This is a genomic window from Azohydromonas lata, assembly GCF_034427735.1.
In the GTDB taxonomy this organism is placed as follows: domain Bacteria; phylum Pseudomonadota; class Gammaproteobacteria; order Burkholderiales; family Burkholderiaceae_C; genus Azohydromonas; species Azohydromonas lata.
This window is the reverse complement of record NZ_JAXOJX010000257.1, coordinates 1-273: the sequence shown is the minus strand read 5'-3', so window position 1 is coordinate 273 and position 273 is coordinate 1. Positions and strand designations below refer to the sequence as shown.

The window sequence follows — 273 nt, the reverse complement described above, 5'->3', positions numbered from 1 at the left end:
TCCAACGTGACGGCTGCGCTGAGCGCCAGCACGTCCGCTTCGCTGCGGCTGAGCAATGCCAGCTTCGGCCTGCGTTCCGGCGCGGCCGGCACTACGGCGTTCGAACTGGCCAACGGCACGCTGACGGCCACCGTCGATGGCCTGGGCAACCTCAAGGCCACCTCAGTGGCCGTGCAGTACACCGGCACCGCCGGTGCGGTGGCCGCTGGCACCAAGGTCAGCGTTGGCAGCCAAAGCTACACGTTCAGCCAGGCCATCGCTGCCAACACGGTG

1 protein-coding gene is annotated in these 273 nt (G+C 68.5%); it reads left to right on the top strand.

From position 1 onward, the window contains the following. On the top strand, window positions 1-273 hold a 273-nt coding region (locus tag SM757_RS35300; protein ID WP_322468910.1), incomplete at both ends, for a hypothetical protein.